The following is a 20,279-nucleotide window of genomic DNA, read 5'->3' as shown; positions in this document are numbered from 1 at the left end:
AGCAGGGCCGGGTTCGACCAATGGCCAATAGCCGCTGTGCGCGAACGCCCCGCAGTCTCGGCTCGACCGTGCCCCACGCGCGGCATCACCTTGCCACTTGGGAGAGAGGGCAACATGAGCCACCGTACGTTGAAAGCCGTGCGCACACCTTTGGCGGCCTGCCTGTTGGTCGCCCTGGTCGCACCGGGCATGGCGTTCGCAGAGACCGCCAAAGAGAAGGCACTGGAAGCACGCGTTGCCGAACTGGAACGCCAGGTCCAGCTGCTGCTGTCTTCGCAGCAACAACAACAGACCCAGATCAGCCAGACCCAGCAGGCGGTGACCGAAGTGCGCACGGTGCAGGCCGGGCAGAAGCCGGTCGCCTCGGTGCCGGCGGGCAAGCAGCCGATCCAGGTCACCACCATCACTCCGGGCGCCGCGCCCGGCACCACGGTCAAGATCGGTGGCTTCATCAAGGCCGACTTCCTGGCCACCCAGACCAGCGATGGCCAGCTGGCCGACGACGCCACCGGCCGTTCGCTGTACCTGCCGGGCCAGACCCCGGTGGAAGGCGCCGGCGGCAGCGGCAAGCGTTCGGGCACCGACTTCAACGCCCACGCCAAGTTCTCGCGCTTCAACCTGGGCATCGACAACGTGAGCGAATCGGGCAACAAGGCCGGTGCGTTCTTCGAGATGGACTTCTTCGGCAACTCGCTGGGCAACCAGACCGCCACCAATACCTATGGCGTGACCCTGCGCCACGCCTACATGTACTGGAACAACTGGATGGCCGGCCAGACCTGGTCCAACTTCATGGACGCGGCCGCGCTGCCGGAGGCGGTCGACTTCGTCGGCCCCACCGACGGCGTGATCTTCGTGCGCCAGGCCCAGGTGCGCTACACCCAGGGCGGCTTCAGCGTCGCACTGGAAAACCCGGAAACCACCACCCTCACCGGTACCCGCAACCCGGTCACCGGGGCCTGGACCAACGCCAGCGCCAACTCCGACCGTGGCAGCCTGCCCGACCTGACCATGCGTTATGGCTGGAAGGGCGACTGGGGCACCTTTGGTGTCGGTGGCATCGTCCGCCAGTTGAAGGTGGACAACCAGGCCACCGGCGCGAAGGCCGACAAGGTGGCTGGCGGCCTGACCCTGGGCGGCAAGTGGGTGATGGGTGACAGCGATTCGCTGCACTACCAGCTGACCGGCGGCGAAGGCATCGCCCGCTACATCGGCCTGGGCATCACCGCCGACAGCGCCTACGACGTGGCCCGCGATGAGCTCAACCCGACCGGCGTGCTGGCCGGCTATGTCGGCTGGCGGCATGCATTCTCGCCGAAGTTGCGCACCAACCTGATCTACGCGCGCAGCGACTACGACAACGACAGCATCCTCGGCCCGCTGGTGACCAAGAGCGTGCAGAGCATCCGCGGCAACATCTTCTATTCGCCGCTGCCCAAGGTCGATATCGGCGCCGAGCTGATGTACGGCCGCCGCGAAGTGGAGAACGGCAACAAGGGTGACATCACCCGGTTGCAGTTCACCACGAAGTACAGCTTCTAAGAGCGTGCCGGCCAGCGGCCGGCACCTACCGAGATGGGGTGCCGGCCAAGGTCGGCACCTACCGAGATGGGGTGCCGACCAAGGTTGGCACCTACCGAATTGAGTGCCGACCAACGGTCGGCACCCACCCACAACGATTGCTTCGGAGGGGAAGCGTCTTATGTCCAGCACAGCACCAGGCCCGCACCATGCGGCGGGCACCCTGACCAAGGGCCACAAGAAAGTCATCTTCGCCTCGAGCCTCGGCACGGTCTTCGAGTGGTATGACTTCTTCCTGTACGGCTCGCTCGCGGCCATCATCGCCAAGCAGTTCTTCAGTGGCGTCAATGAAACCACGGGCATGATCTTCGCCCTGCTGGCGTTCGCTGCCGGCTTCTTCGTGCGTCCGTTCGGCGCGGCCTTCTTCGGCAGCCTCGGCGACCGCATCGGCCGCAAGTACACCTTCCTGGTCACCATCCTGATCATGGGCATCTCGACCTTCCTGGTCGGCGTGCTGCCCAACTACGCCTCGATCGGTTTCGCCGCACCGGTGATCCTGATCATCCTGCGCCTGGCCCAGGGCCTGGCGATGGGCGGCGAGTACGGCGGTGCCGCCACCTACGTGGCCGAGCACGCGCCGGACGACAAGCGCGGCCTGTACACCAGCTTCATCCAGTGCACCGCCACGCTCGGCCTGTTCCTGTCGCTGCTGATCATCCTGGCCTGCCGCATGACGCTGGGCAACGAGGCCTTCGAAGCCTGGGGCTGGCGCATCCCGTTCCTGGTCTCGATCCTGCTGCTGGGCATTTCGGTATGGATCCGCCTGCAGCTGAGCGAATCGCCGCTGTTCCAGCAGATGAAGGCTGAAGGCAAGGGCTCCAAGACCCCGTTCCGCGACAGCCTGAAGGGTGGCAACCTGAAGCTGATGCTGCTGGTCCTGCTCGGTGCGGCGGCTGGCCAGGCGGTGGTCTGGTACGGCGGCCAGTTCTACGCGCTGTTCTTCCTCAGCAGCATGCTGAAGGTCGATGCCACCACCTCCTACCTGCTGATCGCCGCTGCGCTGGCACTGGGCACGCCGTTCTTCATCTTCTTCGGCTGGCTGTCCGACCGCATCGGTCGCAAGAAGATCATCCTGGCCGGCTGCCTGCTGGCGGCCATCACCTACATCCCGATCTTCAAGGGCCTGACCCACTTCGCCAACCCGGCCATCGAAGAAGCCCGCAGCAGCTCGCCGGCCCTGGTCGTGGCCGATCCGGCTACCTGCTCGTTCCAGTTCGATCCGGTCGGCCTGCGCAAGTTCACCAGCTCCTGCGACGTGGCCACCGCCGCGCTGACCAAGGCCGGTGTGCCGTACGACGTGCAGCCCGCCGCCGCCGGTTCGCTGGCGATGGTGAACGTGGGCAGCGCCAGCGTCACCTCGTATGAGGCCGCCGGCCTGACCAAGGAAGAAGGCAAGGCCAAGGCCGATGCGTTCGGTGCGGAACTGAAGACCGCCCTGACCACCGCCGGCTACCCGGCCAAGGCCGATGGCGCCCGCATCAACATCGCCGGCACCATCTTCATGCTGTGGCTGCTGGTGCTGTACGTGACCATGGTCTATGGCCCGATCGCCGCCTACCTGGTCGAACTGTTCCCGACCCGCATCCGCTACACCTCGATGTCGCTGCCGTACCACATCGGCAACGGCTGGTTCGGTGGCTTCCTGCCGGCGATCTCGTTCGCGCTGGTGGCCGGTACCGGCAACCTGTACTACGGCCTGTGGTACCCGATCGCGATCGCACTGATGTCGGTGGTGATCGGCGGACTGTTCCTGCGCGAAACCAAGAACGTGGATATCACCAAGTAACCGGTGGGTTCCATGCAGTGAAGGAAAGGCCGCGGTGCAGACCGCGGCCTTTCTGCTTGTGCGCCGTGCCCACTCGGCCCGCATCCGGTAGTGCCGGCCGCTGGCCGGCAACCTCCTGAATCGCCGCGGACATGAAGCCCTTGCCGGCCAGCGGCCGGCACTACCATTGCGTTGCGCAGCACCCCGTATAGTCGGCCCATGACCACCACCACGCCGGCAGACCTTCCCGCCCTCCTGCACACCCTGCGCAGCGCCTGGCAGGCCCAGCGCCCCACGCTCGACCAGCGCGAAGCCGACCTGCGCCGTCTGCGCGAGGCATTGAAGCCGCGCCTGGACGAAATGGCCCAGGCCATCGCCGAGGACTTCGGGCATCGCGCCCACGTTGAATCGAAACTGGCCGATGGCATGAGTGTGCTGTCGGCCATCGACCACCTGCGGCGCCACCTGCGGCGCTGGTCGAAGCCGCAGCGGGCATCGGCGGGATGGAAGTTGTGGCCGGCGCGCGCGCAGCTGCGGCCGACGCCGCTCGGCGTGGTGGGGGTGATCTCACCGTGGAACTACCCGGTCACGCTGGCGCTGGTGCCGCTGGTCACCGCGATTGCTGCCGGCAACCATGTGCTGCTGAAGCCTTCGGAACACACGCCGCGCACCAGCGCGTTCCTGGCCGATCTGCTGGCCAGCGTGTTCCCGCCCGATCGGGTGGCGGTGGTGCAGGGTGGGGCGGACGTGGCGGCGGCGGTGTCCTCGCTGCCGCTGGACCATCTGTTGTTCACCGGTTCGACGGCGGTCGGCCGCAAGGTGATGGCTGCTGCGGCTGAGCATCTGGTACCGGTCACGCTGGAACTGGGCGGCAAGTCGCCGGCCATCGTCTGCCGTGATTTCCCGTTGGATAAAGCCGCCGCGCGGCTGGCCACCGGCAAGTGGTTCAACGCGGGCCAGACCTGCATCGCGCCGGATTATGTGCTGATCGATACCGCGCGCCAGCGCGAGTTCGTACAGGCGCTGCAGCAGCAGGTGCGCGAGCGCTATGGCGACTTCAGCGATGCCGACGACTACACCCGCATCATCAATGAAGGCCAGTACCGGCGCCTGCAGGGCTACCTGGCACAGGCGCGGCAGCGCGGGGTGCCGGTGATTCCGCTGGCGCAGGTGGATGACGCGCGCGCCGACCGCGAGCGCCTGCTGGTGCCGACCGTGGTGCTGGACCCGCCGGACGACCTGGACCTGATGCGCGAGGAGATCTTCGGCCCGATCCTTCCGGTGCGGGCCTACCCGGATCTGGACGCCGCGCTGGGCGACGTGCTGTCCCGCGACCGGCCGCTGGCGCTGTATCCCTTCAGCCACGACACGGCGACGGTGGAGCGCATCCTTGGCCAGGTGGTGGCCGGCGGGGTGACGGTGAATGACACGCTGCTGCACTTCGCCGCCGATGGCCTGCCGTTTGGCGGTGTAGGGGCAAGCGGCATGGGCGCGTACCACGGCCGCGCCGGGTTCGATGCGATGAGCAAGCGGCTGCCGGTGCTGTGGCAGTCGCGCTGGGCGGCCAGCGACCGGCTGCGGCCGCCGTATTCGAGGATTGCGGGGTTGTTGCGGTTCCTGCTGCGATGAAGCCACGCATGGCGTGGCTCCACTTGATTCAGGGCCTGATTCTTCTGTAGAGCCGAGCCCACGCTCGGCTGCTCTTGGCTGGTCCAGGCAGACACAGCCGAGCGTGGGCTCGGCTCTACAAGGCAACCCAAGCCCACCCGGTTAGAATGCCCCCATGAAAATCGCCTCGTGGAACGTCAATTCGCTCAATGTCCGCCTGCCGCACCTGGAGCAGTGGCTCAAGGACTTCGGCCCGGACATCGTCGGCATCCAGGAAACCAAGCTGGAGGACCACAAGTTCCCCGATTCGGCGCTGATCGCCGCGGGCTACCGCAGCGTGTTCGCCGGCCAGAAGACCTACAACGGCGTGGCGCTGCTGTCACGTGAGCCGGCGCAGGACGTGCAGATCGGCATTCCCGGTTTCGAGGACGAGCAGAAGCGCGTCATCGCCGGCACCTTCGGCGACCTGCGGGTGATCAACCTGTACGTGGTCAACGGCCAGGACATCGGTACCGACAAGTACGACTACAAGCTGCGCTGGCTGGAAGCGGTGCATGCCTGGATCGCCGGAGAACTGCAGCGCCACCCGAAGCTGATCGTGATGGGCGACTTCAACATCGCCCCGGACGCGCGCGACGTGCACGACCCGGCGGTGTGGAACGACAACCACATCCTGACCTCCACCGCCGAGCGCGGCGCATTGAACAAGCTGCTGCAGCTGGGCCTGCACGATGGCTTCCGCCTGCACAACGACGAGGCGGGTACCTTCAGCTGGTGGGACTACCGTGCCGCCGGCTTCCGCCGCAACCTGGGCCTGCGCATCGACCTGACCCTGGTCTCCGATGCGCTGAAGGGCAGTGCGGTGGCCTCGGGCATCGACCGCGAGCCGCGCACCTGGGAACGCCCGAGTGACCATGCGCCGGCCTGGGTGCAGATCGGTTGAACGGACGGGGCCCGACGATTGCCGGGCCCGTTCTGGAACATCTGCCGGCCAGTGGCCGGCACTACCCTCAGATCACCGTATGCTCTTGCGGGTGAACAGGTTGACGATCGCCAGCAGGATCACCGCACCGATCAGCGAGAACAGGAAGGTGCGGAGGGTGATCGCTTCGTTGATGCCGCCGCCGAACAGCCAGCCGGAAATCAGCGCGCCGACGATGCCGACCACGATGTTGAGGATGATGCCCTGCTGGGCATCGCGCTTCATGATGATGCTGGCCAGCCAGCCTACGATGCCGCCGACGATCAGCCAGATGATGATGCCCATGATCGAACCTCCGGTGGGGAACTGTGACCAGTTGACGCGCAGGGCTGTGAACCCGTCGTGGAATTGCGTGATGGGCGTGTGCGCATGAGCCTGCCAGCCACCCTCGATGGCCCCTGGCGCTTCGGTCCGGTGACGGTCTGGCGGCGCCCGCATGTGCCGGGCCAGCGTGGTGAACCGCAGGCGCGGCAGGTGCTGGCACAGGCATTGGGCGCCGACCCGCAGACGCTGCCGCTGGTCCGTGATGACAAGGGCCGGCCGGAACTGAGCGGCCCGTTGGCCCACTACGGCACCGGCTGGAGCCATAGCGGCGAGGTGCTGCTGGTGGCGCTGGGCGAAGGCGTCCGGCTGGGCGTGGACCTGGAGCTGCTGCGGCCGCGACCGCGCCTGCTGGAAATCGTGCGGCGCTTCTTCCACCCGCAGGAGGTGGCCTGGCTGGAACGCCTGGATGAGGCCGGGCGCGAGCACTGGTTCTTCCGCGTGTGGTGCGTCAAGGAGGCCATCCTGAAGGCGCATGGGCAGGGCATCTCGTTCGGCCTGCACCGCCTGCAGCTGGCGCCCGGGCCCGATGGCGCCCTGCACCTGCGCTGGTGCGACCCGGAACTGGGCGAGGCCGCACGCTGGCACCTGCACGAGTGGCAGGCCAGCGGCCAGTTCCGCGCCGCATTGGCCTGGTATCCACACTGAAGCGGGGAATCGGCGCGCAAAACCGGCGATAATGCCGGCATGAGCGAACACCCACTTCCCGCCAGCGTGTCTGCCACGCTGGAACAGGGCCTGGCCAGCATGGGCCTGGACGCCGCGCTGGCGCCGCCGTTGCTGCGCTACCTGGCCCTGCTGCACCGCTGGAACGGCACCTACAACCTCACCGCCATCCGCGACCCGCAGGAGATGGTCACCCGCCACCTGCTCGACTCGCTGGCGATGCAGCCGTTCGTGGCCGACGGCAGCCTGGCCGACCTTGGCACCGGCCCCGGGCTGCCCGGCATCCCGCTGGCGATCGCCTGCCCGGGCCTGCAGGTCACCCTGGTCGAGAGCAACGGCAAGAAGGCGCGCTTCATGCGCGAAGCCGTGCGCCAGCTCGGCCTGGGCAACGCCCGCGTGGCCGAGTCGCGCGCCGAGGCGCTGGACGAGGCCGGCCGCTACGACCAGCTGACCGCGCGCGCGATGGACACCCTGGCCGGCATCGTCCGCGTCGGTGGCCACCTGCTGCGCCCCGGCGGCGTGTTGCTGGCCATGAAGGGCGTCTACCCGCATGAGGAGATCGCGGACCTGCCGGCGGGCTGGCAGGTGCGCGAGGTGACCCCGTTGAGCGTGCCCGGCCTGGCCGGCGAACGCCACCTGGTCACTGTTACAGGCCCCTGATTCCCGCCGCCAGCCCCTTGTGGAACAACGGGTTGGCGATCCACGATTTCCGCAAGGGGCCGGTTGTACGCATAATGACCGGTCCCAGCACACGTCGACGAGGCACACCCGCATGGCCCGCATCATCGCCATCGCCAACCAGAAGGGTGGCGTCGGCAAGACCACGACCGCCGTCAACCTGGCCGCTTCCCTGGCCAACGCACCCAAGCGCGTGCTGTTGGTCGACCTGGATTCGCAGGGCAACGCGACCATGGGCAGTGGCGTGGACAAACGCGAGCTGGCCGCCTCCACCTGTGACCTGCTGCTCGGCGAGAACAGCGCTGCCGATGTACGCGTGCAGACTGCCGAGGGTTACGACCTGCTGCCCGGCAATATCGACCTGACCGCCGCCGAGATCCAGCTGATGGGCCAGAGCGAGCGCGAGCAGCGCCTGAAGCGCGCGCTGGCGCCGATCCGCGACGAGTACGACTACATCCTGATCGACTGCCCGCCGGCGCTGTCGCTGCTGACGCTCAACGCGCTGGCCGCCGCCGACTCGGTGATCGTGCCGATGCAGTGCGAGTACTACGCGCTGGAAGGCCTGAGCGCGCTGGTGGAAACCATCGAAGCGCTGCGCACCAGCCTGAACCCGGCGCTGGAGATCGAAGGCGTGCTGCGCACCATGTTCGACGTGCGCAACAACCTGGCCAACGCAGTGTCGGCCGAGCTCACCGAGCACTTCGGCGACCGCGTGTTCCGCACCATCGTGCCGCGCAACGTGCGCCTGGCCGAGGCACCCAGCCATGGCCAGAGCATCGTCGGCTACGACCGCGCCTCGCGCGGTGGCGTGGCCTACCTGGGCCTGGCCGGCGAGATCATCCGCCGCAACAACGAACGCAACAAGGCCGGCAAGGCCGTGGAGATCGTCTGATGACCAGCAGCAAGCCGGCAGCCAAGAAGCGAGGCCTCGGCCGTGGCCTGGATGCGCTGTTGGGCCCGAAAGGCGCGGTCAGCCAGGTGCAGGCCACCACCGCGGTGATCGAGCCGCTGCCGGGTGAAGTGCTGCGCAAGTTGCCGGTCGGCCAGCTGCAGCCGGGCAAGTACCAGCCGCGCCGCGAGATGGACGAGGGCAAGCTGTCCGAGCTGGCCGACTCGATCAAGTCGCAGGGCGTGATCCAGCCGATCCTGGTGCGCCAGCTGCCGGCGGGCAACTACGAAATCGTCGCCGGTGAACGCCGTTGGCGCGCATCGCAGCTGGCCGGCCTGGACGAAGTGCCGGTGGTGGTGCGCGAGCTGGAAGACCGCACCGTCATCGCGATGGCGCTGATCGAGAACATCCAGCGCGAAGACCTCAACCCGCTGGAAGAAGCCGAGGCGCTGCAGCGCCTGATCAGCGAGTTCACCCTGACCCATGCCGAGGCCGCCGAGGCCGTCGGCCGCTCGCGCGCGGCGGTGTCCAACCTGCTGCGCCTGCTGGAGCTGCCGGTGGCGATCCGCCTGCTGCTGGAAACCCGCCGCCTGGAAATGGGCCACGCCCGCGCGCTGCTGACCCTGGCTCCCGAGCTGGCCGGCAAGCTGGCCCAGGAAGCAGCCGATGAAGGCTGGTCGGTGCGCGAGGTCGAGCGCCGTGCGCAGGCCTTCGCCGCCGGCAAGGTGCCGAGCAACCGCCCGGCGGCCACGCCGAAGGTGCAGCAGGCTGATATCGCCTCGCTGGAGACCGAACTGTCCGAAGCATTGGGCGCCAAGGTGGCGATCAATCATGGCCGCGGTGGCAAGGGCAAGCTGATCATCCACTACACCGACCTGGATACCCTGGACGGCGTGCTGGAAAAGCTGCGCACGCGCCAGGGCTGAGCCCGGCGCAGTGACAGGGGCGCGGCCCGTTCCTGCCGTGTCCCGCCAATGACAGGGAACGTACCGCCGCGCGCGCCGAGGGAATGCACTGCCTTCCGGTCCGTGGCCTCATCCAGGGAGCAGGACATGAGCAACGAATACGAGGACGTCAGCCCGGACGGCACCCAGATACTGGTACATCGCCGCGAAAAGGACTTCGTGCTCGCCACCGGCGAAGAACGCCACATCGAGGCGATCAGCGCCCACCTCGAACGCCATCTGGGCCCGGTATCCGGTGTCTTCCACGAGATCATCTCCGACCTGGTGCACATCGACGTGCACGTGGTGCCGGCCAATGACCACTGCCCTTACCTGCGCCTGGTCACCTCCGGCATGAGCGACCTGCCGATGACCGTGCCCGCCGAGGTGGACGCGGACGTGCCGCGCTACATGGAACTGATGGTGACCCTGCCGGCGGACTGGCCCATCTCCCAGGACGCCTTCGAGGACGAGCGCAATTACTGGCCGGTGCGCCTGCTGAAGGGCATGGCGCGGTTGCCGCACGAGTACGACACCTGGCTGGGCTTCGGCCACACCATTCCCAACGGCCATCCCAGCGAGCCCTATGCGCCGGGCGTGGGCTTCGACGGCGCCATCGTGCTGACGCCGGTAACCACCCCGGAGGACTTTGCCACGCTGGAACTGGACGACGGCAAGACCATCAGCTTCATGAGCCTGGTCCCGCTGTACCCCGAAGAGATGGACCTGAAGCTGAGGAAGGGCGCCGAGGCGCTGCTCGACCGCTTCGACGCGAAGAAGATCCAGGATGTAATCGAACCCGGCCGCACCAACGTGGCGAAGAAGCGTTTCGGTTTGTTCTGAGACCGGTAACATCAGGGGCCTGAACTTCGTTTCCAGGCCCCTGCCATGACCATCCTGCTCACCGGCGCTGCCGGCTTCATCGGTGCCTACACCGCCCGCGCACTGCTGGAGGCCGGCCAGGCCGTGGTCGGCCTGGACAACTTCAACGATTACTACGACCCGCAGATCAAGCGCGACCGCGTGGCCGCGCTGTGCCCGTCGCTGGACCTGCGCGCGCTGGACCTGACCGACCGCGAGGGCCTGGCTGCGCTGTTCGATGAAGTGCAGCCGACGGCGGTGATCCATCTGGCCGCCCAGGCCGGCGTGCGCTATTCGCTGGAAAACCCGCACGCCTACGTCGACAGCAACCTGGTCGGCTTCGTCAACATGCTCGAACTGTGCCGCCACCGCGGCGTGCAGCACCTGGTGTATGCCTCCAGCAGCTCGGTCTACGGCGATTCGGCCACGCCGCCGTTCTCCGAGGACCAGCGCGTAGACCAGCCGCGTTCGCTGTACGCGGCGACCAAGGCGGCCAATGAGCTGATGGCCTACACCTACGCGCAGCTGTACGGCCTGCATGCCACCGGCCTGCGCTTCTTCACCGTGTATGGCCCGTGGGGCCGGCCGGACATGGCACCGCTGCTGTTCTCCCGCGCGGTGCTGGCCGGGCGGCCGATCGATGTGTTCAACGAAGGCCGCATGCAGCGCGATTTCACACATGTCTCCGACATTGTGTCCGGTATCCTCGGCGCCCTCGCGCATCCGGCCGACGGCCCGGTGCCGCACCGGGTGTTCAACCTCGGCAACCATACGCCGGTCGAGCTGGAGCGCTTCATCAGCGTGATCGAGCAGGCCGCCGGCCGCCCCGCGCAGAAGGTGTACAAGCCCATGCAGCCCGGCGACATGGTGCGCACGATGGCCGATACCCGGCGCGCACATGACGCTTTCGGCTTCGATGCGGTGACCCCGATCGAAGAAGGCCTGCCGCCTGTGGTGCAGTGGTGCCGCGAGTATTTTGGCGATCGCGCCTGAGGATGGATCCTCACGCCGCGGGGTTCATCTTCGGATAACCTCGGCAGCGGAGAATGCGCGGTCTTTGTCCCCCCTTTGGCCGAGTGCCTTATGAGCCAACCCGAGCTTTCCGTTGTCGTCCCGGTATTCAACGAGCGCGACAATGTCGCCCCGCTGGTCGCCGAAATCACCGCCGCGCTGCGTGGCCGGCTGCCGTTCGAAATCGTCTACATCGACGATCACTCGCGCGATGACACCCTGGCGGTGCTGCAGGGACTGAAGGCGACCACCCCGGAACTGCGCGTGCTGCACCATGTGAACCAGAGCGGGCAGAGCACCGCGGTGCGCACCGGCGTCAAGCACGCCCGCGCGCCGTGGATCGCGACCCTGGATGGCGATGGCCAGAACGATCCGGCCGATATCCCCAAGCTGCTCGCCGCACGCGACGCCGCCGAGGCGCAGGTGAAGCTGTTCGCCGGCTGGCGCGTCAACCGCCAGGACAGCGGCAGCAAGCGCTGGGCCAGCAAATGGGCCAACGCCATCCGTGCACGCATGCTGCGCGACGATACGCCCGATACCGGCTGCGGCATCAAGCTGTTCGAACGCAGCGCGTTCCTCGACCTGCCGTACTTCGACCACATGCACCGCTACCTGCCGGCGCTGATGCAGCGCGCCGGCTGGAAGACCACCAGCGTGCCGGTCAACCACCGCCACCGTACCGCTGGCGTGTCCAAGTACAACAACCTCGGCCGCGCGCTGGTCGGCATCCGCGACCTGCGTGGCGTGGCCTGGCTGATCACCCGCAGCAAGCGCACCGCGGTGGAGGAGCGCTGATGGATCTGGAGCTGCATTGGCTCGACCAGCCGCTGACCTGGCTGTACTGGACCGGCCTGCACGTGACCGGCTGGAAGCTGATCGGCTATACCGGCGCGCTGATGTTCGGCGGCCGCTGGCTGGTCCAGTTCGTCGCGTCCAAGCGCGCCGGCAAGCCGGTGATCCCGCGCCTGTTCTGGTACATGAGCGTGCTCGGCAGCCTGATGACGCTGAGCTACTTCCTGTTCTCGGCCAAGCAGGACTCGGTGGGCGTGCTGCAGAACCTGTTCCCGGCGTTCACCGCGCTGTACAGCCTGCACCTGGACATCAAGCACCGCGGCTGGAAGCGAGACAAGGCCAGCCACTGAGGCCCCGGGGTCGGATCCCTTTTCATGGGAAAGGGCTCTGACCCCGTCCGGATCACCCTGTCCGGATCCGCGGCGCATCCACGCATGACGTGGGTCTACTGCGTACCTGGCTACCGTGCCTGGTAGCTGCCAACCTTGGTTGGCACACGGGGAAGCCCAGCGCCAACCAAGGTTGGCGGCTACCGGGGCCCCGGTCTGCTGCGCAGGCAGGACCTTCGTCCCATGCCACGGGCGATGGGGGGTGCCATGATCGGGGTCTGCCTTCCCGGGAACCTGTGCTCGTGAAAACCCGTCTTGCCGTTGCCCTGCTGATCGCCCTGTCCGCCCCCGCCGTGGCCCTGGCCGCGCCGCCCGCCACCGCCGCACCGTCCGGCGTGGCCACTGAATCGCCCGCCGACGCCGCCTTCCGCGCGCTGTACGAGAAGGAATGGAAGTGGCGCCAGCAGGGCGGTGGCGAGGCCAGCGAGGACGAGGACGCCCCGGCCAACGCCACCCGCATGCCCGACGTCGGCCCGGCCGCGCAGCAGGCGCGCCTGAAGGTGTGGGATGAGACCCTGGCCGCGCTGAAGAAGATCGACCCGAAGACCCTGTCGGCCGACAACCAGGTCAACTACGCGATCTACCACGACCAGGTGTTCAACCTGGCCGAAGAGACGCGCCTGCGCGGCTACGAGATGCCGTTCAACGCCGATTCCTCTTTCTGGTCCAACCTGTCCTTCATGGCCCGGCGCGAGATGAAGACCGTGCAGGACTACCAGAACTACATCGCACGCCTGAATGATGTACCGCGCTACTTCGGCCAGCAGACCGAGAACATGCGCGCCGGCCTGAAGCGTGGTTTCAGCGTGCCGCGCGCGGTGCTCGATGGCCGCGAAGTGTCCATCGCCACCGTCGCCGAGCTGAAGGACCCGACCGAGTCGCCGCTGTACGCGCCGTTCAAGAAGCTGCCCACCACCATCCCGGCCGCCGAGCAGGCCAGGCTGCAGGCGCAGGCGCGCGCGGCGATCAGCGGCAAGGTGGTGCCGGCGTTCCAGCAGCTGCGCACCTTCTTCGTCAACGAGTACGTGCCACAGGCGCGCACCACCCTGGCCGCCGAAGCGATGCCCGATGGCAAGGCGTACTACCGGCAGCAGATCCACGAATACACCACGCTGGACCTGTCGCCGGACGAGATCCACCGCATCGGCCTGGGCGAGGTCGAGCGCATCCAGAAGGAAATGAACGACATCATCAAGCAGGTGAAGTTCAAGGGCAGCTTTGCCGAGTTCCTGACCTTCCTGCGTACCGATCCGCAGTTCTATGCAAAGACACCGGAAGAGCTGCTGTCGCGTGCCGCGTGGATCTCCAAGCGGGCGGACGGCCAGCTGGGCAAGTACATGACGTTGCCGCGCGCGCGCTTCACCATCGTGCCGGTGCCGCCGGACATCGCACCGTTCTGGACGGCCGGCCGCGGTGGCATGGGCACCTACTGGCTCAACACCTACAACCTGCCGTCGCGCCCGCTGTACAACCTGCCGGCGCTGACCCTGCATGAATCCGATCCGGGCCACTCGCTGCAGGGCGCGATCGCCGCCGAGCAGAAGAACCTGCCGGAGTTCCGCCGCAACGCCTACATCTCCGCCTATGGCGAAGGCTGGGCGCTGTACTGCGAGAAGCTGGGCGTGGAGATGGGCATCTACGAAACCCCATACGAGGATTTCGGCCGCCTGACCTACGAGATGTGGCGCGCGGCGCGCCTGGTGATCGACACCGGCGTGCACAGCAAGGGCTGGACCCGCGAGCAGGCGTTGGCCTACCTGCGTGACCACACCGCGCTGAGCGAGCATGAAGTGACCACCGAGGTGGACCGCTACATCTCCTGGCCTGGCCAGGCGCTGAGCTACAAGCTGGGCGAGATCGCCATCGTGCGCCTGCGTGCGCAGGCCGAGAAGGAGCTGGGCGACAAGTTCGACATCAAGGGCTTCCACGACACCCTGCTCAAGCAGGGCTCGGTGCCGCTGCCGGTGTTGGAACAGCAGATCCAGGCCTACATCGCCGAGCGCAAGAAGGCCTGACCGTGCAAGGGTAGTGCCGGCCGCTGGCCGGCAACCCGACCCGGTCACGGGGTCGGATCCCTTTCCTGTGGAAAGGGCTCCGACCCCCTCTCGCCTCACCCCACCGGCCGCGGCTTGGCCACCCGTGCTGCGAAGGTCGGCAGCACCAGCAGGGTCAGCACGGTGGCGGTGATCAGGCCACCGATCACCACCGTGGCCAGCGGCTTCTGCACCTCCGCACCGGAACCGCTGGCAATCGCCATCGGGATGAAGCCGACGATCGCCACCAGCGCCGTGGTCAGCACCGCGCGGATGCGGCTGGAGGCACCGTTGATTGCTGCCTGCAGCGGCAGGTCGCCGGCGTCCAGGCGTTCGCGGATCGCCTGCATCAGCACCAGGCCGTTCAACGTGGCCACGCCGGAGACGGCGATGAAGCCAACTGCCGCCGATACCGAGAATGGCATGCCTCGCAGCAGCAGCGCGAGGATGCCACCGACCAGCGCCAACGGCACGCAGCTGAACACCAGAATGGCTTCCTTGCCGCTGCGCAGGGCCATGAACAGCAGGCTGCCGATCAGCAGGAACACCACCGGCACCACGGTTGCCAACCGCTTCTCCGCGCGCTGCAGGTTCTCGAACTGACCGCCCCAGGTCAGGTAGGCGCCCGGCGGCAGCGCCACGTCGGCCACCGCGGCCTGCGCCTCGCCGACGAAGCCGCCCAGATCGCGACCGCGCACGTTGGCCTGCACCACCACGCGGCGGCTGCCGTTGTTGCGGCTGATCTGGTTCGGCCCTTCGCTCACGGTAATGCGCGCCACCGACGACAACGGAATCACGAGCCCCGATGGCGTGGCGATCGGCAGCGAGGCCAGCTGGTCCGGATCGTTGCGCGAGGCATCGTCCAGGCGCACCACCACGTTGAAGCGGCGGTCGCCTTCGAAGATCTTGCCGGCCGTGGTACCGCCGATGCCGGTGGACAGCGCATCACTCACATCTGCAGCGCTCAACCCGTACTGTGCCGCCGCCACGTGGTCGATCGCCACGTTGAGCGTGGGCAGGCCGGAGATCTGTTCCACCCGCACGTCGGCCGCGCCATCCACCGCACGCAGCTTCAACGCCACCTGGTCGGCCACCTTCTGCAGCTGGCTGAAGTCATCACCGAAGATCATTACGGCCAGGTCGGTACGCACGCCGGAAATCAGTTCGTTGAAGCGCAGCTCGATCGGCTGGCTGAACTCGAAGCTGTTGCCCAGCTGCTGCCCGGCCAGTTTCTCGAAGCGCGCCACCAGTGCGTCCTTGGCCAGCGTCGGATCGGGCCAGTCCTTGCGTGGCTTCAACACGATCACGCTGTCGGAAATGTTGGTCGGCATCGGGTCGATCGCCGCCTCGGCGGTACCGGTGCGCGAGAACACGGTTTCCACTTCCGGCTGCTTGGCAATCGCCTTTTCCAGCGCCAGCTGCATTGCCAGTGACTGCTCCAGCGAGGTCGATGGCACGCGCAGGGCCTGCATCGCCACGTTGCCCTCATCCAGGGTCGGCATGAACTCGCGGCCCAGCAGCGAGAACGCGCCGATGCCCACCACCACCATCATCACCGCACCGGCCAGCACCGTGCGCGGGTGCGCCACGGCCTTGCGCACCACCGGTTCGATGCGCGCACGCAGCACGCGGATCAGCCTGGTTTCGTGCTCGCCGTCGTCCGCGTGCGCATCGCCGTCCTTCACCTTGGGCTCGCGCACCAGCAGCGCGGCCATCGCCGGCACGAAGGTGAAGGAGAACAGGAAGGCACCGACCAGGGCCAGCATGAACGTGGCCGCCATCGGGTGGAACGTCTTGCCCTCCACGCCCTCCAGCGTGAGGATCGGCGCGAACACCAGCAGGATGATCAGCTGGCCGAAGGCCGCAGGGCGCGCCATCTTAATGGCCGAATCGGCGGCTACGCGCAGGCGTTCCATCGCGGTCAGCGCACGGCCCAGTTCGGCGCGGCGCTGGCCCAGCATCAGCAGTGTCGACTCGACCACGATCACCGCACCGTCCACCAGGATGCCGAAGTCCAGCGCACCCAGGCTCATCAGGTTGCCACTGATGCCGAAGCGGTTCATGCCGATCACTGCGAACAGGAACGACAGCGGAATCACCAGCGCGGTGATCGTTGCCGCACGCAGGTTGCCCAGCAGCAGGAACAGCACCACCACCACCAGCAGCGCGCCCTCGGTGAGGTTCCTGGCGACGGTCTTGATGGTGGAATTGACCAGCACGCTGCGGTCCAGCACCGGTGCCGCCACGATGTCGGCCGGCAGTGACTTGTTTACCTGTTCCAGGCGCGCGGCCGCTGCCTGGGCCACGGTGCGGCTGTTGCCACCGGCAATCATCAGCGCGGTGCCCAGCACGGCTTCATGGCCGTTGCGGCTGGCCGCACCCAGCCGCGGCGCGCGGCTCAGTTCCACCGTGGCCACATCGGCTACGCGTACCACCACGCCATTGCGGGTCGCCACCGGGGCCTGTGCCAGGTCGTCGGTGGTCAGCGCCAGGCCGTCGGCACGTACCACCAGGCCCTCGCCGGCACGCTGTACGAAGCCGGCACCGGCCTGCACGTTGGAACGCTGCAGCGCAGTGACCAGGTCGGCCAGGCCGAGGCCATGCGCGGCCAGTCTGGCCCTGTCCGGATGCACGCCGTATTCCTTCACGTAGCCGCCAACCGTATCGACGCCGGCCAGCCCCGGGCTGGAACGCATCTGCGGCGCGATGATCCAGTCCTGCACGGTGCGCAGGTAGGTCGCACGTTCTTCGGGCGTACCCAGCAGGTTGCCTTCCGGTGTGCGGTAGACCTCGCCGGCCTGCCAGCCCGCTTCATCGGGTTTGGCCAGTTTGGCCGGATCGAACGCGGTGAAGTCCACGGTCCACATCAGCACCTCGCCAAGGCCGGTGGTGACCGGCGACAGCATCGGTGATGCACCATCGGGCAGGTCTTCCGATGCCTCGCGCATGCGTTCGGCCACCTGCTGGCGGGCGAAGTAGATGTCGGTGGCATCGGTGAAGATCGCGGTGACCTGCGAGAAACCATTGCGCGACAGCGAACGCGTGGTGGTCAGGCCGGGGATGCCGGCCAGCGCGGTTTCCAGCGGATAGGTCACCTGCCGCTCGATCTGCTCCGGTGTCAGCGCCGGTGCTACCGTGTTGATCTGTACCTGACGGTTGGTGATGTCCGGCACCGCGTCGATCGGCAGCTTGCCCAGCTGGAACAGGCCCACCGCGGCGATCAGTGCGGCCATGAACACCACCAGCCAGCGGTGGCGCACCGCTGTTTCAATGATCAGCTTGAACATAGTCGCCTCCTCAGTGGCCGTGCTCGGCTTCGCCCTTGGCCAGCTCGGCCTTGAGCAGGAAGGCATTGGCACCGACGATGCGCTCGCTGCCGGTCAGCCCAGCGAGGATCTCGATGCGGTCACCGGCACGGCGCCCGGCCAGCACCGGCTGCGCCTTGAAGCCACCTTCGACGGCGACAAACACCGCGCTGCTGCCATCAACGTTCTGCACTGCATCGGCCGGGACGCTGAGCGAGCCGTCCTGGCCTTCGGTGACCACCACGGCCGAGACCGGCGAACCGGCCGGCGGCAGCGACGCATCCACCGGCGTGGCGCGGATCACCGCGACGCCGCCCTGCTGGCGCACATCGGCGGCCGAACCGGTGACGGTGGCGGTGAAGCTGCCACCCGGCACGCTCACTTCCAGCGTCATGCCGGGCGTGACCTGTGCGGCCAGCGCCGGCGGTGCGGTGAACACCAGCTCGTTCATTGTCGGGTCGGCGACATCGGCGACTGCACTGCCGGCGGCGACTACACCGCCCGGAGTGACCTGCACGTTGCCGACGATGCCGGCTACCGGGCTGGTGATGCGCACGCGGCCACTGGCATCGGGCGCACCGTTGGCAGCGGCCTGGGCCTGCGCGGCAGCGGCCTGGGCCTGTGCCGCCAGCGACCGTGCGCGCGAGGCTTCCATCTCCTGGCGGGCGACCACGCCCTGGTCGACCAGCGCCTTGTCGCGGCCATAGGCCAGGCGCGCGGCCTCGGCTTCGGCCGAGGCGGCCAGCGCATTGGCGCGGAACACCGCCGCTTCGCCGCTGACCACGATCGCCAGTGCCTGGTTCTGCTTCACCGCGGTGCCCGGTGCGACCAGCACGCGTTCGACGCGGCCGGTCACGGTCGACGCCACCGAGGCGCGTGCACCGACCGACGGTTCGACCCGGCCGGACAGGCGCGTGGAGCTACCGCCACCACGACCGACCGCGACCACTTCGATACCGGACGCCTTGATCTGCTCAGGAGTCAGCTGCACGACACCCTCATCGCCATCGGCGGGCGCCTTTGCGGATTCGGCCTTGGCCTCCTTGCTGTCGGCGGCATGGCCGTGGCCATCGTCGGTGCCGGCCTTGGCCGCAGCCGGGTCTTCATTGGCAGGTGTCTGCGCGTTGCCAGCGCAGCCGGCCAGCAGCGCGGCCAGCAGCACGCCGCCGATCAGCGGGAAAGTACGGGAGAGCGTCATGGGACCTCCACAAAAGGTGCGCGCCCTTCAAGGCGGGCAAGATCGATTTCCGCGGCGACGCGCGACAGGCGCGCATCCACGGCGGTGCCGCGGGCGGCGATGAGGGCGCTGCGCGTGCTGCGCAGTTCCAGCTGCGAGATGCGCCCGGCGTCGAAGCCGATGCGGGCCAGGCGATACGCCTCTTCGGCGGCGACCACGCTTTCATCGGCGGCGCGGGTACGGCTGCCGGCGGCCTTCAAACCGGCCACCGCGGAGAGGCGTGCCGCCTCGCTGTCGCGGCGCTGCTGGTCCAGGCGTGCCTCGGCCGCGCGCTGGTCGGCATTGGCGGCGCGTATGCCCCCGCGGTTGCGGTCGAACAGCGGGATGCTGAGGCTGACCCCGAGGTTGTAGGCGCGCTCGCCCCCCTCGCGGAAGCGGGTCTGCGCGGCAGTGACGCTCAGGTCGGGCAGGGCGCGCTTGCGCTCCACGTCGACCAGCTTGCCCGCCGCATCCGCTTCGGCTTCGGCGATGCGCACCGCCAGCGCGGTATCGGTGGCACCGCGTGGCAACGGCGGCGCGCGGTCGAGCAGGCTGTCGCCGATCGACTGCACCGGCGCATCCAGCAGCGCGGCACCGGCCAGGCGGGCCAGCGCGGCATCGCGGAAGGCCTGCGCCTCATCCAGCGCGGCGCTGGCGTTGGCGACTTCGCTCTGCGCCTGCACGGCGCGCAGCTGCGGCTCGCGGCCCTGCTTGACCATCGCGTTGACCGCGTTGGCGTCAGCGCGGGTGAGGCTCAGTGCTTCTTCGGCCAGGGTGTAGCGGCGCAGTGCACTTTCCGCCTGTGCATAGACCACCGCCAGCTGGCTGGCCACGTCGCTGCGGCTTTGGGCACCACGCAGGTTGGCGGCCTGTGCCTCGGCACGGGCGGCACGGACACGCGCGCCACGCTGGCCCCAGACCTCCAGCGGCTGGGACAGGGTGAGCACGGTATCGGCCTTGCCCATGCCGCCATAGGAGCCGGTGCCCCAGGCGTTTTCGGCGGAGTAAGAGAGGGAAGGGTTGGGCAACGCACGGGCCTGGTCGGCGCGCGCGTCGGCGGCCTCGGCCAGCGCCGCACCGACGCGGGTGCCGGGCAGCTGGTCCAGGCGTTCAAGCAGGGTGTCGTAGGAAGGGGCGGCTTGCGCCATCACCGATGCCGCCGGGGCCAGGCCCAGCAACACGGCGACGACCCGCCCGGCCGCACGCAGCGGCCGACGTGTCAGGGTCGACATGGAGAA

Annotated in this window: 17 protein-coding genes; 13 read left to right on the top strand and 4 right to left on the bottom strand. The window is 68.0% G+C overall.

Going from position 1 to position 20,279, the window contains the following annotated elements:
- Positions 1–114 precede the first annotated feature (114 nt).
- The 4 genes from AC5P8F_RS16125 to xth all read left to right on the top strand — a co-directional run bounded on the left by AC5P8F_RS16125 (position 115) and on the right by xth (position 5,897).
- Positions 115–1,542 carry a DcaP family trimeric outer membrane transporter gene (locus AC5P8F_RS16125; RefSeq protein ID WP_032957835.1) on the top strand — a complete coding sequence of 476 codons (1,428 nt, stop codon included), beginning with the start codon at positions 115–117 and terminating at the stop codon, positions 1,540–1,542.
- A 160-nt stretch (positions 1,543–1,702) separates the two neighbouring features.
- Positions 1,703–3,367 carry an MFS transporter gene (locus tag AC5P8F_RS16120; RefSeq protein WP_014648890.1) on the top strand — a complete coding sequence of 555 codons (1,665 nt, stop codon included), beginning with the start codon at positions 1,703–1,705 and terminating at the stop codon, positions 3,365–3,367.
- Between the two features lie 198 nt (positions 3,368–3,565).
- Positions 3,566–4,975 (top strand): coniferyl aldehyde dehydrogenase, encoded by a 1,410-nt coding sequence (locus tag AC5P8F_RS16115; protein WP_495228561.1) that lies wholly within the window; start codon positions 3,566–3,568, stop codon positions 4,973–4,975.
- 154 nt (positions 4,976–5,129) lie between these two features.
- A complete protein-coding gene (xth, locus tag AC5P8F_RS16110; protein ID WP_046433277.1) occupies positions 5,130–5,897 on the top strand; it encodes an exodeoxyribonuclease III in 768 nt (255 codons plus the stop codon).
- A gap of 72 nt (positions 5,898–5,969) precedes the next feature.
- On the opposite strand, the gene AC5P8F_RS16105 is transcribed toward xth, so the two are convergent.
- Positions 5,970–6,221: a GlsB/YeaQ/YmgE family stress response membrane protein gene (locus AC5P8F_RS16105; protein ID WP_014648887.1), complete on the bottom strand. Its 252-nt coding sequence runs from the start codon at positions 6,219–6,221 to the stop codon at positions 5,970–5,972.
- An 84-nt stretch (positions 6,222–6,305) separates the two neighbouring features.
- Between AC5P8F_RS16105 and AC5P8F_RS16100 the strand changes: the two genes are divergently transcribed.
- From AC5P8F_RS16100 to AC5P8F_RS16060, 9 genes are all read left to right on the top strand, one after another.
- Positions 6,306–6,905: a 4'-phosphopantetheinyl transferase family protein gene (locus AC5P8F_RS16100; RefSeq protein ID WP_046433275.1), complete on the top strand. Its 600-nt coding sequence runs from the start codon at positions 6,306–6,308 to the stop codon at positions 6,903–6,905.
- A 39-nt stretch (positions 6,906–6,944) separates the two neighbouring features.
- The gene (gene rsmG / locus AC5P8F_RS16095; protein WP_014648885.1) at positions 6,945–7,583 is read left to right on the top strand and encodes a 16S rRNA (guanine(527)-N(7))-methyltransferase RsmG; all 639 of its coding nucleotides are present in this window, start codon (positions 6,945–6,947) and stop codon (positions 7,581–7,583) included.
- Positions 7,584–7,695: 112 nt separating this feature from the next.
- On the top strand, positions 7,696–8,493 hold the full coding sequence (locus tag AC5P8F_RS16090) for a ParA family protein (protein WP_014648884.1): 798 nt from the start codon (positions 7,696–7,698) through the stop codon (positions 8,491–8,493).
- Positions 8,493–9,416, top strand: a complete 924-nt coding sequence (locus AC5P8F_RS16085; RefSeq protein ID WP_014648883.1) for a ParB/RepB/Spo0J family partition protein — start codon at positions 8,493–8,495, stop codon at positions 9,414–9,416. Before AC5P8F_RS16090 ends, AC5P8F_RS16085 begins: the two co-directional genes overlap by 1 nt.
- A 126-nt stretch (positions 9,417–9,542) precedes the next feature.
- Complete coding sequence (locus tag AC5P8F_RS16080) at positions 9,543–10,277, top strand: suppressor of fused domain protein (protein WP_049442094.1); 735 nt, start codon at positions 9,543–9,545, stop codon at positions 10,275–10,277.
- A 45-nt stretch (positions 10,278–10,322) separates the two neighbouring features.
- The gene (locus AC5P8F_RS16075) at positions 10,323–11,288 is read left to right on the top strand and encodes an NAD-dependent epimerase/dehydratase family protein (protein WP_014648881.1); all 966 of its coding nucleotides are present in this window, start codon (positions 10,323–10,325) and stop codon (positions 11,286–11,288) included.
- A gap of 90 nt (positions 11,289–11,378) precedes the next feature.
- On the top strand, positions 11,379–12,101 hold the full coding sequence (locus AC5P8F_RS16070; protein ID WP_005420380.1) for a glycosyltransferase family 2 protein: 723 nt from the start codon (positions 11,379–11,381) through the stop codon (positions 12,099–12,101).
- Positions 12,101–12,448: a lipid-A-disaccharide synthase N-terminal domain-containing protein gene (locus tag AC5P8F_RS16065; protein ID WP_014648879.1), complete on the top strand. Its 348-nt coding sequence runs from the start codon at positions 12,101–12,103 to the stop codon at positions 12,446–12,448. The genes AC5P8F_RS16070 and AC5P8F_RS16065 overlap by 1 nt, the downstream gene beginning before the upstream one ends.
- A 281-nt stretch (positions 12,449–12,729) precedes the next feature.
- Entirely contained in the window at positions 12,730–14,502 is a 1,773-nt protein-coding gene (locus tag AC5P8F_RS16060; protein WP_049420846.1) for a DUF885 domain-containing protein, read from the top strand.
- A 95-nt stretch (positions 14,503–14,597) separates the two neighbouring features.
- Here AC5P8F_RS16060 and AC5P8F_RS16055 read toward each other — a convergent pair whose 3' ends face one another.
- Genes AC5P8F_RS16055 through AC5P8F_RS16045 form a run of 3 tightly spaced genes read right to left on the bottom strand, consistent with a single transcriptional unit; the run spans position 14,598 to position 20,273 of the window.
- Entirely contained in the window at positions 14,598–17,807 is a 3,210-nt protein-coding gene (locus AC5P8F_RS16055; RefSeq protein WP_495228556.1) for an efflux RND transporter permease subunit, read from the bottom strand.
- Between the two features lie 10 nt (positions 17,808–17,817).
- Entirely contained in the window at positions 17,818–19,023 is a 1,206-nt protein-coding gene (locus AC5P8F_RS16050; protein WP_032960667.1) for an efflux RND transporter periplasmic adaptor subunit, read from the bottom strand.
- A complete protein-coding gene (locus AC5P8F_RS16045; RefSeq protein ID WP_049407169.1) occupies positions 19,020–20,273 on the bottom strand; it encodes a TolC family protein in 1,254 nt (417 codons plus the stop codon). The genes AC5P8F_RS16050 and AC5P8F_RS16045 overlap by 4 nt, the downstream gene beginning before the upstream one ends.
- Positions 20,274–20,279 lie beyond the last annotated feature (6 nt).

The sequence above is a fragment of the Stenotrophomonas sp. YJH_SMC_69 genome, assembly GCF_059370495.1.
Note: the sequence above shows the minus strand (reverse complement) of the source record. Positions and strands in the feature narration are given on the sequence as shown.